At 40.7% G+C, this 15713-nt stretch carries 12 protein-coding genes; 2 read left to right on the top strand and 10 right to left on the bottom strand.

Annotation, left to right across the window (positions count from 1 at the left end; translation table 11 throughout):
• Window positions 1-171 precede the first annotated feature (171 nt).
• The 9 genes from IHV11_RS17270 to IHV11_RS17310 form a co-directional block, all read right to left on the bottom strand.
• Window positions 172-1734: a glycine betaine ABC transporter substrate-binding protein gene (locus IHV11_RS17270; RefSeq protein ID WP_370568702.1), complete on the bottom strand. Its 1563-nt coding sequence runs from the start codon at window positions 1732-1734 to the stop codon at window positions 172-174.
• Window positions 1718-2872, bottom strand: coding sequence for an ABC transporter ATP-binding protein (locus IHV11_RS17275; RefSeq protein WP_197195668.1), 1155 nt, complete (start codon window positions 2870-2872; stop codon window positions 1718-1720). The genes IHV11_RS17270 and IHV11_RS17275 overlap by 17 nt, the downstream gene beginning before the upstream one ends.
• 206 nt (window positions 2873-3078) lie before the next feature.
• Window positions 3079-5217 (bottom strand): YhgE/Pip family protein, encoded by a 2139-nt coding sequence (locus IHV11_RS17280; RefSeq protein WP_197195669.1) that lies wholly within the window; start codon window positions 5215-5217, stop codon window positions 3079-3081.
• A 154-nt stretch (window positions 5218-5371) separates the two neighbouring features.
• Window positions 5372-5944 carry a TetR/AcrR family transcriptional regulator gene (locus IHV11_RS17285; RefSeq protein ID WP_197126882.1) on the bottom strand — a complete coding sequence of 191 codons (573 nt, stop codon included), beginning with the start codon at window positions 5942-5944 and terminating at the stop codon, window positions 5372-5374.
• The gene (locus IHV11_RS17290; RefSeq protein ID WP_197190812.1) at window positions 5941-7218 is read right to left on the bottom strand and encodes an ATP-binding protein; all 1278 of its coding nucleotides are present in this window, start codon (window positions 7216-7218) and stop codon (window positions 5941-5943) included. The genes IHV11_RS17285 and IHV11_RS17290 overlap by 4 nt, the downstream gene beginning before the upstream one ends.
• A gap of 150 nt (window positions 7219-7368) precedes the next feature.
• Window positions 7369-8775, bottom strand: coding sequence for a protoporphyrinogen oxidase (gene hemY, locus IHV11_RS17295; RefSeq protein WP_197195670.1), 1407 nt, complete (start codon window positions 8773-8775; stop codon window positions 7369-7371).
• Between the two features lie 5 nt (window positions 8776-8780).
• Window positions 8781-9722, bottom strand: coding sequence for a ferrochelatase (gene hemH, locus IHV11_RS17300; protein WP_197195671.1), 942 nt, complete (start codon window positions 9720-9722; stop codon window positions 8781-8783).
• A 6-nt stretch (window positions 9723-9728) separates the two neighbouring features.
• Window positions 9729-10757 (bottom strand): uroporphyrinogen decarboxylase, encoded by a 1029-nt coding sequence (gene hemE / locus IHV11_RS17305; protein ID WP_137790805.1) that lies wholly within the window; start codon window positions 10755-10757, stop codon window positions 9729-9731.
• Window positions 10758-11205: 448 nt separating this feature from the next.
• Window positions 11206-13434 carry a transglycosylase domain-containing protein gene (locus IHV11_RS17310; RefSeq protein ID WP_197195672.1) on the bottom strand — a complete coding sequence of 743 codons (2229 nt, stop codon included), beginning with the start codon at window positions 13432-13434 and terminating at the stop codon, window positions 11206-11208.
• Window positions 13435-13591: 157 nt separating this feature from the next.
• Between IHV11_RS17310 and IHV11_RS17315 the strand changes: the two genes are divergently transcribed.
• Entirely contained in the window at window positions 13592-14083 is a 492-nt protein-coding gene (locus IHV11_RS17315) for an antibiotic biosynthesis monooxygenase family protein (RefSeq protein WP_197126877.1), read from the top strand.
• Entirely contained in the window at window positions 14080-14994 is a 915-nt protein-coding gene (locus IHV11_RS17320; protein WP_197195673.1) for a diacylglycerol/lipid kinase family protein, read from the top strand. The genes IHV11_RS17315 and IHV11_RS17320 overlap by 4 nt, the downstream gene beginning before the upstream one ends.
• Here the strand turns inward: IHV11_RS17320 and IHV11_RS17325 are convergent.
• Window positions 14972-15679, bottom strand: a complete 708-nt coding sequence (locus tag IHV11_RS17325; RefSeq protein WP_197195674.1) for a phosphatase PAP2 family protein — start codon at window positions 15677-15679, stop codon at window positions 14972-14974. The genes IHV11_RS17320 and IHV11_RS17325 overlap by 23 nt on opposite strands.
• Window positions 15680-15713: the final 34 nt, after the last annotated feature.

A 15713-nucleotide genomic window follows, 5' to 3' on the forward strand; every position in this document is an offset into this window, starting at 1 on the left:
TTTTAGACTTAATTGGTCTGGTTTTCAGCTTAATTGGTTGCAGTTACGACTTAATTGGTTGCAGTTTCGACTTAATTAGTTAACTTTAAGACTTAATTGAACCTGCTGCCCCCCTCTCAAACCACCCTACATAACAAAAAATGGACCCCCGAAGGAGTCCATTTTTCTATCTTATTTGATCAATCCTTTACTTTTCAGAAATTCTTGCGCTACTTCACGCGGATCTTTTTTATCAAGGTCCACTTTCGCGTTCATTTCTGCCATATCTTCTTCTGAAATCTTCCCTTCAAGCTCATTGAGAACACCTTCAAGCTTTGGATACTTCTTCAGCGTATCTTCCCTTACAACAGGGACTGCATAATAAGGAGGGAAGAATTTCTTATCGTCTTCCAACGTCTTTAAATTGAAACGAACGATTCTTCCATCCGTTGTATATGCAGGAATCGCGTCCACCTTACCTTCTTTTACAGCAGAGTACATCAAGTTCGGATCCAAACTCTTCTTATCCTTAAAGTTTAGATTATACGTATCCACAAATGGCGTATAGCCGTCCTCACGTTCAAAGAACTCTGTTGGACCACCGAAAGTAATCTGGTTCGACTTCGACGCTAGTTCAGAAATCGATTTTACATTAACTTGTTTCGCCGTATCAGGATTTAAAGCTAGCGCATACGTGTTTTCAAAACCAAGCGGCTTCGTCCATTTCAGGTCATACTCTTTCGAATAGCCTTCTTTTACAGCATCATAAATCTCTTCAGGCTTCATACTTGGATCATATTTTTCTTTTAGAATCGTTAAGTAACCTGTACCTGTATATTCTACATAAAGATCGATGTCACCCTTTTTGATTGCTTCCGTAAGAATAGGCGTCTCGCCAATCGCTTCTTTAACGATAACAGGGTAATCTGTCTTGTCTTTTACATATTCAGAAATCACATAAGGCAGGATATATTGCTCAGTCCACTTCTTACCTGTGATCACAATCGCATCTTCTTCACCACCACCACGGAGTGCAAAGAAAAGAACGAGGGCAGCGATCGGTACCCCGATAAGGACTGGCAGTTTCCACGAACCGCGTTTCTTTGATGCTTTAGGTTCAGTAGCTAACTCAATTCGTCGCAAAATAAAGTCAAATACTATAGCAAGTAATGCAGCGGGAATCGCACCTGCTAAGACGAGCTCATTACGAGTAGTAGATAATCCACGGTAGATAAGATCACCTAATCCACCTGCTCCAATAAACGCAGCAAGTGTTGCCACCCCAATGGTTAATACGGTTGCTGTCCGCAGACCAGCCATGATGATCGGCAGCGCTAACGGCAGTTCGATCATACGTAAAATTTGAGTATTAGTCATACCCATACCTTTACCTGCTTCAACAGCTGATTTATCTACACCCGTAATTCCTGTATACGTGTTGCGTAGGATAGGCAAGAGTGCATAAACAGTAAGTGCAATGATGGCAGTTGTACTACCGATTCCGAATACAGGCAATAAGAAACCGAACAATGCCAAACTCGGTATCGTTTGAAAAATGGCTGTAACTCCAATAACAGGTTCGGCAACCTTTTTTCTTCTTGAAATAAAAATTCCTAGAGGAACGGCGATAACTGCCGCGATCAAGATTGAAACAAGAGATAAAAATAAGTGCTGCTGAAGGCCTGTAAGAATTTCTGGCCATCTGTTCACAAACGTATCTTTCATCGTGACTAAAAAGTTATTCAATGCCCGCACCTCCCTCAATAGGTTTTTGTGCGGAAATATTTAACCCTGCTAAACCGCGCATCATGGATGCACGTGTGATTAAGCCAACTAATTTTTCATTATCAAGTACAGGAATCATATGAACACCATGGGTTGCAAAGATTTCTGCAACTTCCGTGTACGTAGAGGAAACATCGACCGTAATGATCTCTTTTTCCATAAGATCTCCGATGGTCTTATCTTCTTCAGGGTAATGTTGTTCGATTTTATCAAGTATTGTGATCCCAAGAAGCTTATTTTGCTGATCTGTGATCAAGAGACTGTCTACACCATATCGCTTCATCATTTTTAATGATTCTGCAAGACCTCTCGTTACTTTTGCCGTAACTGGATTCGGTCTCATAAGATCTACGGCTTCTGGCATAGAAGATTCATCAGCAGACAATCGGTTCTCACCGATAAACCCTTTAACAAAATCGTTCGCTGGATGACGTAGAATCCGTTCTGGTGTATCGAACTGAATGATCTCACCTTTATTTAAGATCGCGATCTTGTCAGCAATCTTAATAGCTTCATCCATATCATGCGTAACGAATACGATCGTTTTCTTGATCGTATCTTGCAATTTAACAAGTTCATCTTGCAGCTGTTCACGACTGATCGGATCAAGCGCGGAGAATGGTTCGTCCATTAAAATGATAGGAGGTTCTGCAGCAAGTGCTCGAATTACACCAATACGCTGCTGCTGACCACCGCTTAGCTCAGAAGGATATCGCGTTCTGAATGTTTTAGGATCTAATCCAACTAAATCTAGCAATTCATCAACTTTGCCCTCATACTTTTCTTTTTCCCACCCTTTTAAACGTGGTACGAGTGAGATGTTGTCTTCTATCGTCATATGAGGCAATAGACCAATTTGTTGAATTACATATCCAATATTCCTTCTCAGCTCAACGGGGTTTCGGTTTGCAATATCTTCTCCATCAATGAGAATCGTTCCTTTTGATGGCTCGATCAAACGGTTTATCATTCTCATGGTTGTTGTCTTACCACAACCACTAGGCCCGATTAAAGCTACTAACTCCCCTTCATTAATTTGAAAGTCAATATTTTTCAAGGCCTCAAAACCGTCAGGGTACGTTTTCCCTACGTTTTTGAAAGTTATCAAGTTCGGTTCTCTCCTTTTTTTACATAAAATAAGCTGCATCCATTAGAATGTCCATAACTTATGTTTCCCTTGCTTGCTTGCTTGAAAACTTCTTTTCTAAAAGTTTTTTGTTAACATTGTTGCTATTGCTTCAAACCGGGTTTCCCCTTCTGCAAAACTAGAAAAAACACCTGAAGGGATGTTGTCCCCTCAGGTGTTAACTAAAATTATGCTACTGAACCTTCATCTGCGTTATTCTTTTTTCTAAACTGACTTGCAAAGTAAGCCCATGTACCGATCATACAGATCGCCATGAAACCTACCAGGATCCATAGATTAAAGCTAAAGCTTTCCATGTCTCCGCTTGAGATTACTGCTTTAAAGCCTGAAACGGAATATGTCATCGGAAGCCAAGCATTGAATCCTTGTAGTCCGTTCGGAATAAGCTCTAACGGGAATGTTCCTGCACTCGTTGTAAGCTGTAGGATTAAAATAATGATCGCGACAAAACGTCCTGGATCACCAAGCACCGTAACGAGCAACTGTACGAGTGCTAAGAAAGTAAGACTCGTAATGATACTAAGGCCAAGGAACGCTCCTAAGTTACTCACTTCAATCCCTAGACCATATATTAATACCGCGTCCGCAATCAGTGCTTGAATTACACCAACCACCGCTAAGAACGTGAACTTACCAGCAAACCAGCTGAATCCTGATCGCGGTTGTCCAGCTTTATCACGTAATGGGAATACGATTGACATCAACAATGCTCCTACGAAAAGACCTAATGATAAGAAGTAAGGAGCAAAGCCTGTTCCGTAATTCGGAACATCAGAAAAGCTATTTGTTTTAACAGAAACAGGGTTTGCAATACGTTCGAACATGTCACTGTCTGGATCAAGCTCACCTGTCTTATCCGCTGCATCACTTAATGAAGAGGATAGTTTTCCACTTCCATCAAGCAGCTTTTGTTCTCCATTATGAATTTCTTTCACATGGCCCGTAACTTCTTGCCAGCCTGTTGCAATTGTGGAAGTTCCGTCTGCTAACTTGCCACTCGCACCTAACAGCTGCTGACTACCGTTAGCCGCTTCTCCCAATTTAGATTGGAACGTTTGCGTACCTTCATTTACTTTTGCTTGACCACTCGCGAGTTGATCGACTCCGCCAACTAGTTTAAGCTGACCGTTATGAAGCTCTTCTGCTCCTTTTGCTACTGCCGTTTGTGAATCACTTAGCTTTTTAGCTCCTGCAGAAAGTTCATTCGCTCCGCCAGCGATCTTACCAGTTGCTGCAGTTAAGCTATCTAAGCCGTTATTTATTCCATTACTTGCTGCTGCAAGCTGTTTTAAGGATGCGGCCATCTGCTCATCTGACATGTTTCCTTGGTTTTGAATGAGTGCATTAATTTGTTGTTCTAGTTGTTTCGAGCCTGCTGTTGCTTTTTGTGCACCAGCGTTCCACTCATTTACTGAACCTGCGAGCGTACTTGCACCAGTGGATAGTTTAGATGCACCGCCTTGTAAGGATAAGCTTCCGTTCTTTATTTTTTCAGAACCAGCTGTCGCTTGGCTAAGTCCACCTTTTAGAGCTTGTGCTCCGTTACTTAGTTGACCTTGTCCGTCTGCTAGTTGTTTATGAGCAGCAAGCAATTTATCCATTCCACTATCGAACTCGGTCATTTTTGAATTAAAAAGTACAGCTCCATCTTTTAACTCATTAATCTGTGGTGTTTTTGCTTCCATTCCTGAAGCTAGTTCACCACTGCCAGAAGATGCTTTTTTCAATCCGTCTGTTACTTGATTGGAGCCATCAGCTGCTTTCTCCAACCCACCAGCCAACTGCTCGACTTGATCGAACATGACTTCTGCATATGTTTTTGTCAGTTCGTTAGACAAACTTTCTTTCATTTTATCTACGGCTGTTCCGCCAATTTGTGCTGCTAGAAAGTTAAAGCCAGCGTTCGGTGTATAAATGATTTCAGGCTTTTTGTTCGATTTTCCAGATAGAGCAGTTGCCTCTTCAGAAAAGTTCTCAGGAATCTCGATCATCATATAAAAATCGTTATGTTCCAAACCTTGCTTTGCTTTTTCTTCACTAACAAATTTCCACTCAAACTGTGGATTTTCTTTGAGTTTTTTTACAAACTCATCTCCTACAGTTAAGTTCTCACCGTTATATTCGTACCCTTCATCTTGGTTGACTACGGCCACTGGCAGATCTTCCATCTTGTCATACGGATCCCAGAACGCCCATAGAAACATTCCGCTGTATAACACTGGTATAAATAGAACTGCTAAGACCGGTACAGCAATTTTTTTGTTTGAAAAAACTGCTTTAAATTGAGCTCCGATACTTTTTAGCACAGTTGTTCACTCCTCCTAATACTGAATGACTAATTTAGTCATTTGGTCATTTATCGGTAAAAAAAGAGACTCTTACAGTCCGCTTTTTCGAAAATGACCGAAATAGAAATTTGGTCACAACTTAATGTAACACGTTTTTCTTGCTTCTGCAATACTATGGTTTCCTTAAACCATCCATTACAAACATCTCAAGAACTTCAAGCATCTTTTCTTTTTGAAGAGCTTCATGATCACGCTCCCAATCAAAAATAAGAGCGATATATACTTTGACCATCATAAACGCCACAATATCTGTATGGCATTCTTTAATCTCGCCTTTCTCGACTGCTTTATCCAGCTCTTTTTGAACAAAATTCAAAACTGCTTTTTCAATTCTCTGCAAAGCCTCAGTTACAGGTGAAGTGTTTAACTCTTTCACTTCTTGAGAAAGTTTAACGGCTAACTTGTGCGTTTTCCGAAGTTCAACGACTTCATAAAGGGCATTATGCAGGTTCTCGTAAAAAGGGCGATCTTCTTTTATTGCAGAAGATGCCGCTAATTTCGTCTCTGTTACTAAGTTTGTGATAATTTCCGAAAATAATTCTTCTTTGTTTGCGAAAAAAGTATAGATCGTTCCCTTTCCTACATTTGCAATCTTAGCGATTTGATCCACTGTACTAGCCTTATAACCAAACATAGAAAAAGAACGCTCTGCTGCGTCTAAAATACTTTTTCTGCGATCCATCATCCCACCTCCTCACCATTAACCATATTTCGTTTCGAACATAACTGCAAGGTTAAAAGAACTCTCGTGCCTTCATTAAGTACGCTCTCATACCGAAGTTTTCCGTCCATATCTTGAATGAGTTTATATGTTACCATCATACCCAAACCCGTACCTTTTGCTTTCGTTGTATAAAAAGGCAACCCGATCTGCTCGAGTTCCTCTTCTGTCATACCCTTACCATTGTCTTCGATCGCTATCGTAATCCGACTCTTTGTAACTTTATAGCGATACAGATGGATCGTGCCCCCTTCTTCTATCGCTTCTATCCCGTTTTTGATAATATTTATTAAACCTTGCTTAAGTTTTGGTTCATCAATGCACACATTATAAGAGCCTAATGGACTAGCGGTAACTTCGACATTATTTATCGCTCCGTATGGTGCAGTAAGCGCAATAACATCTCTTAACACTTTTTCGAGTGAAACGGTCTCAAGCTTAGGAACATCCGGCTTAACCATGGACAAATAGTCTGTGATAATCTTATTCGTTCGATCTAATTCCTCAATTAAGAGTGGCGAATGTTCCCTTAGCTTAGCATCTGTTGTCGTGCTGCCAAGAAACTGAATCATTCCACGAATGGTCGTCATCGGGTTTCTAACTTCATGCGCGATTGCTGCTGCCATCTGTCCCGCAACAGCCAGCTTGTCCAAGTAAACGGTTTCCTTCAACTGCATGTTGATCTTAACAAGCCTCTCAATTAAGAAGATACAAGAAAAGAACGCGATCAAAAAGCTCGAGAAATAGACGAGATAAAAATCGATCGTTAGAAAATCAAGATATGTATGAATGAAAAGCATATAAAATAATGTATAAACCAGCGCAATATAAATGGCTGAAATCCATCTGCGCTTATCTTCATCAAAAAATCCATGATAGATCAAGCAAACCACATAAGCTAAAAGGATTAAAACAACACCAAGCCAAGCTAACTCTCCACCAACTGCTATTCTTGCGATGGCAACAATCAACGAACAAATTGCCCCCGGAAGCCAGCCGACATACAATGTGACGATCATGATGGGAACATTTCGAAGATCAAAAAAAGAATCCTTCAGCGTTTCAATGGGAAACAACATACAAACTAGAGCACCCGCACCACTGATCAAGCCAAAAACGATTTGATTCTTATAGCTCGGAATAACACCAGGATGAAGGGGAAAGAACATGTTCAAAAGATGTGTAAACGAAAATATGATTGCAATATTTACAAATAACGGCTCAATAAATGCTTGCACAGCGCTTCCCCCTTCCTTTTTTCTCCCTACAGTATAGCAGAAACATTCTACAAGAAAATATAAAAAACGACAAACATATCCATTTGTCGTTTAATTCTTAACATATTTATTATTTTTTTGTTTAAATTGAAGTTTTCACGTCCAAAATCATTATCGGCCGAACAAAGAATCAACAGCCATTTTTGCTGAATTCACGCAATCTGGCAATCCCACACCATCATACGGAGCTCCGGCTAGCTTCACGCCAGGCAGCTCATTTTGAAACGCAGTTCTGAGCTTTTCTACATACTCTTTATGCCCGACTTCATATTGTGGCATCGAATCAATCATACGAGAAACATGGTAGAATTCCGGACGGCTATCAACACCCATGATTCTCTTCAAATCATCCAATACTTTTTCTAAAATAACTTCATCTGGTTGTTGAACGATGTCTTGATCTTCTGCACGTCCTACATAACAACGAAGGACCACTTTACCTTGTGGAGTCGTATGCGGCCACTTTCGGCTAGTCCACGTACACGCCGTTATGGATGTCTTTTCACTTTTAGCAATCACAAACCCTGTCCCATCAAGACTGAAGTTCACGTCTGCCTCATTAAAACTCATCGCAACCGTTGCTACTGAGGTTGGCTTCGTGTCGTGAAAACCAGCAGGAAACAGAGATTCACCGAAAAGTTTTTTCGTAACAGGATAAGGTGTAGTGACAATAAAATGATCACCGTTCATAACCGAGCCATCTTCCATCACCACAGAATATGTCCCGTCTACTAAACGCTCGACAGCTTTAACGTGAACACCTGTTTTAATGCTTTCTTTTGGCACTGCGTTAGACAGAGCTTCAATGAAAGAAGAGAGTCCTCCTTTGAGTGTTAAAAAAGCACCTTTTTTCTTTTTCGTGTTCAGCGTTTTCTCTTGTTTAGGCTGCGTCTTTTTCATTCCTAAGATTAAACTTCTATATTTCTTTTCCGTTTCCACAAATTGAGGAAACGTAGATTGCAGGCTAAGTCGATCGATTCTTCCAGCATAAATCCCGGATAACAAGGGTTCGATCAGTCGATCAACCACTTCATCACCAAGACGTCTTCTAAAAAAATGGCCAACCGAAACATCTTGTTGCGCATCTTTTCGTTTAGGAAGAACTAGGTCTAATCCCGCTCTTGCCTTTCCAGTGACAGAGAATAAAGGTGTCGTCGCAAACGGCATCACTTTAGTCGGGATCCCCATAACAGCTCCTTCAGGAATAGGATGAAGTTTCATATTGTGCAAAATATAAGCTTGACCTGTTTCATTAGAAACTAAATCGTCGCCTAGACCAACGTCTTTAACTAATTCTGTCATTACTGTTTTTCTAGCAAGATAGGAATCTGGCCCACGCTCTAGCACGAAACCATCTTCTTTAATCGTATCGATCTTGCCGCCAAGACGATTGCTAGCTTCGACCACTGTAAATGTTATCGGATCCCCTGTTTCTTTTGCATATTTCTGAACATAAAAGGCAGCGGCTAAACCTGTTATGCCGCCGCCCAATATAATAACGTGCTTTCGCTCGCTCATTTCTTTCACATTCTTTCTTTTGCTAGTGCGTTTTCAATGACCGTTGCCAAACAATCGATAAATTCCGGCTTTGCGTTAGGCATCTCAGGACGATAGTAATTCACGCCCAACTCATCTGTAACAACTTTACACTCATAATCGTTGTCATACAGAACTTCCAGATGATCCGCCACAAAACCTACAGGACAATAGATAAAATGTTTATAAGCATGCTCGTTATAAAGATCTCTAGTTAAATCCTGAACGTCTGGTCCGATCCACGGTTCAGGTGTATTACCAGCACTCTGCCATCCAATCGTGTAATGAGGGATATTTGCCTCTTTTGCGATCAAATCAGCTGTTTCCTGGAGCTGAGTCGGATAAGGATCTCCCATTTGTAGAATCTTTTCTGGCAGACTGTGTGCGGAGAAGATTACAACGGTTTTGTCATGTTCGTTCTCTGTAATAGAGTTAAACGTTTGTTTTATTCCGTCCGCCCAAAATTGTACATACTTCGGCTCATCATACCAGCTGTCGATCGTCGTAAAGGATGGTCCACCGATTTTTGCAGACTCTTCCACAGCACGTCCGTTGTATGATTTAACGCTGAACGTTGAATAATGAGGAGCAAGAACAAGCGTTACTGCTTCTTCAATTCCATCTTCCTTCATCTGCTGCACAGCATCTTCAATGAAAGGATCGATATGCTTCAGACCAAGGTAACTTTTAAACTCACGATCGGGATAACGCTCATTCATCTCTGCTTCAATTTTTTGCGCTTGCTCTTCTGTAATCTTAGCAAGTGGCGAGATTCCACCGATCTGTTCGTAGCGTTCTGTAAGTTCTTGCAGCTGTTCAGGAGAAGGCTTACGTCCTCGTCTTATATGTGTGTAATAGCTTTCTACTTCATCAAGATTTCTTGGCGTTCCGTACGCCATGATTAATAGACCTGTTTTCTTGTTACTCACTTTTTATCACCCTAGTTTTTTAGACGTATATTCATGAACAAAGGTGGTCAACTGCTTTAATGTTGCAATGTTTACTTCAGGGAAAATACCTTTTCCGACATTGAAGATAAAGCCTGGTTCTTCCATACCTTCATCCAAAATTTCTTTCGTACGTGCTTCAATTACTTCCCATGGCGCCAATAGAATGGAAGGATCTAAGTTTCCTTGAAGTGCCTTCGTAACACCCATCTGACGCGCTTCTCTCGGAGATAATCTCCAATCAAGTCCGATCACATCGATCGGAAGCTCGTTCCACTCCATGATTAAGTGTCTTGCACCTGTTCCGTATAGAATCAACGGAACATTTTCTTCTCTTAGTGATGAGAAGATCTTGTACATGACAGGCTGAATGTATTTTCTGTAATCAGCTGCATTTAATGCGCCGACCCATGAATCAAAAATTTGAAACGCTTGTGCGCCAGCAGCAATCTGTGCCTTTGCATAAGCGATCGTCATATCGCCTAGCTTGTCCATCAGCATGAACCAGCTTTCAGGATCAGAATACATTAACTGCTTAGTTTTATGATAATCGCGGGAAGGCCCACCTTCAACCATATAGCTCGCAAGTGTAAATGGTGCACCTGCAAATGTGATAAGCGGCACTTCTAACTGTTGTCGTAAAATTTTAATCGTATCCAGAACATACGGTACGTCTTTCTCAGGATTGATCGTTCCTAAACGCTCTACATCTTCGCGCGTTCGTACAGGTTTATCGATCACGGGTCCGATTCCTGATTTAATCTCTACATCTACTCCAATCGCTGGTACAGGAGACATAATGTCTTTATAAAGAATCGCAGCATCTACTCCATGCTGATCTACAGGGAGCTTCGTAACGCCAGCGCACATCTCTGGTCTATGTGTGATTTCAAATAGTGAATATTTCTCTTTCAATTTACGGTACTCTGGCTGGGAACGGCCCGCCTGTCTCATGTACCATACAGGAATATGTGAATTTTTCTCCTTACGACACGCTTTCAAAAACTCTTCATTCATAGTCAAAACGTACACACCTTTCTATACAAGACCAAAAGCTGCAGCACTATTGTTATCTCCTAGCTGCTGAAACTTAAAACCTTTAACGTCAATATCCATACACATTGTAAGGGAATTCATAATAAAAGTATAGAAGATAAGCTTAATTGTCATGATTTTGGCAAAATGGATGTTCTTTGGGTGTTGAAAGCCTTTACAGGCGCATGCTGCTATCCCCATAAGAGATGAGTAAATGATGGATTGAGTCTAGCAGCGCATTGATTAAGTCAAAAGAGGCCACAATTAAGTCGAAATGAGCATCCATTAAGCCTAAACACGCCACAATTAAGTCGAAAATGAAAAATATAGGCTTTCCGACACAGTTCGACTCCGACTCCCCTCCCTCTACTTCCAACTTCCAAACACTCACCAAAAAAAGAAGACGGCCACCTTGGCCACCTTCCACCGTTCATTCATCATTTTTCTTCTTTTTCTTTTTCTTCTCTTTTTCACGATCTTTACGAATCTTATCTCTTACTTCTTTTTTATCTTCCTCACCAAAACTCGGGAAAAGAGAGATCGACACCACATTTGATGGCTCTCCTTCTTGTTTAGTAAGAGGATTATATGGAACAACATAGAAGTCTGGCAGCGTGAAGAGATTCTTTCCAGAAGCACTATATTCTCCTTTACCTTTTATCGTATCTAAAAGAGTTGTTTCTCCTTCATTCACGGCATAAACCTTATATTGCAGACGCTCGTCTTTTGAAGGAGTCCAGTTCAGTTTAACCGAAGGAATCCCATAGTCTCCCATACCAAATGAAGCACGAAGGTCGTTTAACTCGATGAGCTCGATTGGCGGTGCTAAATCTTTTACTCCGTCAGGTTTTTTAAACGTGAGACCTTGTTGCGACGGCATTTCGTTAATCACTTGTTTAAATAGGAGAGTAGGTAAAGAACTGCCGCTGTTTAGAAACGATTCTTTTGTTGTTCGATCATAACCGACCCATACAGCACCGACTACTTCTGGTGTATACCCGACAAACCATGTATCTTTGTTTCCTTTTTCTACGTTTGGATAGTTTGTGGTACCCGTCTTTCCTGCGATCTCCATATTCTCTCTTCCATCAGATCCTGTTCCGTTCTTCACGACCTGCTGAAGCATACGTGTCATGTACCATGCGTTCTGCTTTTTCCAAACTTTCTTTTCTACCTGTTTTGCTTTCCCAATCAGATCTCCTTCGTTGTTATAGATCTTACTGATTACAAAAGGCTCGATCGTCTTACCCTCATGAAGGAAACTGCGATATCCTTTTACCATTTGCAATGGTGTTACCCCTTGATCGATGCCGCCGAGCGCGATTCCGAGTCCTTTGTCCTCAATCGGCATACCGAGCTGTTCGAGGTAACTTTTCGAATCAGATATTCCGTTCTTGTTCAACAGCCATACTGCCGATGAATTTACAGAGTGTGAAATGGCGTCCACCATGGAAACTTCACCATCGTATCTACCGTTATAATTCTTAGGTTCATAACCGTCATAGCTAAGTTCTTCATCACGCAGCATAGAATAGGGTTTGTATTTTTCGGATTCAAGAGCGGGACCATACACAGATAACGGCTTGAACGTTGAACCTGGCTGACGATTCACCTCTACCCGATTCAGTCCCTCTGTTACATAATTTCGTCCCCCTTGAACAGCGAGCAAACCACCTGTTTTCCCATCCATCAAAACCATAGCGCCCTCAGGTTTCTCCTGACCAGTACCTACAAAATAACGACCGTCTTGAAAGCTTTTATAAACAGAATCTTGTGCTGCCAAATTCATAGGTACAACGATTTTATAACCGCCTTGTCGCAGCTCTTCTCTTGAAAGTTGATACTTTTCTTTCGCCTCTTTTATAACCATATCAATATACGTTGTATAAGCCGGGTTTCGTTTCTCTTGCTGAAAATCAAGAGCGATCGTTTTACCTTGTGCTCTGACTGTTTCAGAAGGCGTCAAGTAATCTTGCTTCTCCATTAGCGAAAGAACAAGATCACGCCGTTCCTTTGCTTCCTTTGGATTTTTTAGTGGAGAATAATAGTTTGGTGCTTTTGGAAGACCGGCAAGCATCGCACCTTCTGCTACTGTTAAATCGCTAACATCCTTATTAAAATACGTTTTAGCAGCAAGCTGAATGCCGTATGCGCCATGACCAAAATAGATTTGATTCAAATACATCTCTAAGATTTTATCTTTCGGGTATCTTCTTTCTAGATTGATAGCAATGACAGCTTCTTTTGTTTTTCTTAGCCATGACTTCTCATGAGATAAAAAAACATTCTTTGCTAGCTGCTGAGTGATCGTACTGCCGCCTTCAACTTTTCCTCCAGCTAAAACATCTTTATAGATGGCACGCGAAATCGCTTTAACATCTATTCCATTATGTTTGTAAAAACGGCTGTCTTCTACCGCTACAAAAGCTTCTTGAACATGTTTCGGAATATCCTCAATGTCGACGATCTCTCTATTTTCATCATAGATCTTTGTTATTTTTTCTCCGTTCTCGGCAACTAGAACTGTGGCTGAATCCATAACAAGATCCTTTTCATCGATTACATAGTCTCCAGCTAGAATTATGAATAGATAGGCAAAAAAACCTATTATAAGTGAACCCACTAATATACCAAGAGCGACGAGACTTCTTTTTACCATAACCAACCCTCATTTCTTTCTAGGTCGAAAAGTACATTTTATATAATTTTCCCTTAGTTGGAAAGTATATTACAAGTAACCAACTTCTTACACTGTTTAATGTGCTGAACGGTTGGGTAAAACAAAGGTAAATCAATAAAAAAGGGCAGGGATTCCTATGAACATATACATTACTTATGGGACTTTAGACTATTTAGCGACATATCAAGAAAAATACGATGGAGCTCTCCTGCTTGAAGGTGACTCTAATTCTGCTTTAGTAATCGAAACAGATAGAGAAAACCCATTTACCGAAAAACATGAGTACGAAGTGATAAACCAAAGAGGATCCTTAAGTGGAGCTGGCTTTGTTGTTATGAATCACATCCCGGTATCAGAAGAAGGAAGATCTCTTTTTGAAGAACGATTCCAAAACCGTGCTGGGCTTGTTGAGAGTGAACCAGGCTTTAGTGGCATACGTATTCTTCGACCTCTTCACCAAGATCCTTATATCGTTATGACACTTTGGAAATCACATGCTGATTTTACAAATTGGCAACAATCCAATGCCTACGAGGAAGCACACAAAAATAGAGGCACTTCAAAAGGCTTGCCAGAAACACTCTTTACAGGAAAATCATTTGTTAAAGAATACATGGTAGCCAAATGACTATAAATCCATCAACAATAAAAAGAGCATCTGTTATATTAAATCCTTCCGCCGGACAAGGTAGGTTGCTTAATCAGTGGAACGCAGTGCTCGAACAGCTCAAAAATGGTTTCGAAGACGTTCAAGTTTATGAGACGACCGCTCCTGGGGAAGGTGCTTCCTTTGTTAAAGAGTTGCAAGGTAAGACTGATCTCATCATTGCTGCTGGCGGTGACGGCACGGTACATGAAATTGCAGATGCTGTACTGTCTTTAACAGAGAATCAGCCAGCTTTCGGAATCTTACCAGGTGGAACGTGCAATGATTTTTCTAGAGCGCTAGGCATGAATCAAAATCCTGTAAAAGCCGCGGAACAGCTTAGTGAAAAAAAGTTTCGCAACATTGACGTTGGAGAGTTTAACGGACATTTCTTTACAAATTTCTGGGGTGTTGGATTGATCACACATGTCTCCGAATCCATAGACCCCGATACAAAAGAAAAATTCGGACGTCTTTCTTATTATTTATCTGCAGCAAAATCATTTCAAACATGGGAACCCTTTGACATTTCCATCTCATCTAAGGAGTTCCAATTTGATGGACAAGCTACCATGTTTCTTGCTGTGAACGGACCCTTTACCGGTGGTATCCGTCCCTTCTTTCCGGATACTGATATACAAGACGGTAAGCTCGATTGTTTGCTGATCGAAGAGCCTTCCACTTCGTTTATTTGGGACGTCCTTTTGAACCGTTTATCCGATACTTCAAAAGAAGGACAAGGGTATCATTATTTTCAAAGCTCAGAGATAAGCATAAAAACAGCTCCCCAACAGCTTATTGACTGTGATGGAGAGCGACAACATCGTACACCTTCAGTTGTTAAATGTTTACAAAATCAACTACTCACACTTACTGGGGATGTTTCCTTTTAAAAAAAGGAAGCGTCCTTTTTTGATAGGCTCTTATCGATTCACGTCCACCTATACATAGCAGAAGCCAAACGGTTCCAGCACTAAATCCAGCTACTATGTCGGACGGATAATGAACGCCTAAGTAGACACGGCTAAAACCAATAAGAAGAATCGTTGATATAAACCCGACCGTAAGAATAATTTTAAGAGGCTTCCCTCTTCTGCTTCTTACGACCAAGTAACCAAGGAAACCATAATAAATAAGACTTCCCATGGCATGTCCGCTCGGATAACTGAAGCCTTGCTCGACAATCAAGCTATCTTCTGGTCGTATTCTTCCAAACCAATGTTTTAGTCCAAGGTTTAAAAGACCTCCGCCAGCAACTGCAATTAAATAGAAAATCGCACCCCAATAATTCTTACGTTTTACGATAAGCCAGATCAAACTTCCTACTAATAAGGTGGTTAGAATGTCTTTAGATCCGAAAAACGTAATCACTTTCATCACTTCAGTTAATCTGTCGCTTCTAATATCGGTTACAAATTGGATGATCACTTGATCAAACTCAAATACCTCATTTTCCATTAAGTCTTCTGACAACTCAAAAAACACGTTTAATGATAAAAAAGAAAGACCTAATCCGCTTATGATATATATAAGAGGAAGGATCGGAAAGGGTAGTTTATTGGCCAGTTCTCGTAACATTAAGATTCTCCTCAATATCAGTTTTTCTCTTTTT

Origin of the sequence: Fictibacillus sp. 26RED30, assembly GCF_015903845.1 — a bacterium.
GTDB lineage: Bacteria > Bacillota > Bacilli > Bacillales > Fictibacillaceae > Fictibacillus > Fictibacillus phosphorivorans.